The sequence below is a fragment of the Oleiphilus sp. HI0125 genome (genome assembly GCF_001635355.1).
The window spans coordinates 1-828 of the sequence record NZ_LWGF01001189.1; the positions used below are offsets into that span (position 1 = coordinate 1).

The 828-nt window shown below is 46.4% G+C and carries 1 protein-coding gene; it reads right to left on the minus strand.

Annotated elements, in window-relative coordinates:
• Positions 1–229: 229 nt before the first annotated feature.
• On the minus strand, positions 230–828 hold a 599-nt coding region (locus A3762_RS20565), incomplete at its 5' end, for a malic enzyme-like NAD(P)-binding protein (protein ID WP_304439312.1).

The window sequence follows — 828 nt, forward strand, 5'->3', positions numbered from 1 at the left end:
AACACTGTTTGAATACTTTAGAACCGAAAACAAACCTGAAGAAGAGCGGGCAACTCCGCCGAGCTTAGATCAGTTCGACACCATTCCGAGCGAAAGTACTGCTCGCCCTGAGGATATTTTCTAAGCACCTCGATTTAGCTGATCGAATTACTCATCACGGCTTCGTCCTCAATTCTTGAACAAAAAAAAGCCGCATACTTAGATGCGGCTTTTTTGAAAAGACTATTGATTACTTGATGTCATCAACAGTGCTCAATGGATAGTGCTCTGGGTAACCAAAACGCGCAACACCAGAATCAACAGCTGCTTTCGCTACTGCTGCTGATACAGCGCCAAGCAAACGGGAGTCAAGCGGCTTAGGAATGATGTAGTCCTTACCGTACTCAAGCGCCTCACCACCGTAAGCATCGATAACGTCTTGAGGAACTGGCTCTTTAGCAAGATCTTTGATTGCGTGAACCGCTGCCACTTTCATCTCTTCGTTGATCGCTTTAGCACGAACGTCTAACGCTCCACGGAAGATGAATGGGAAACCAAGAACGTTGTTCACCTGGTTCGGGTAATCAGAACGACCAGTCGCCATGATTAGATCATCACGTGCAGCAAGAGCTGTTTCAGGCTGGATCTCTGGATCAGGGTTTGAACATGCAAAGATAACTGGGTTTGGAGCCATGCGATTCAAATCTTCAACAGAAAGAAGGTCTGGACCAGAAAGACCAACAAACACGTCAGCACCATCACAAGCATCTGAAAGCGTACGCTTGTCAGTATCGTTTGCGAACATCGCTTTGTATTGGTTCAAATCATCACGACCAGTGTGAATCACAC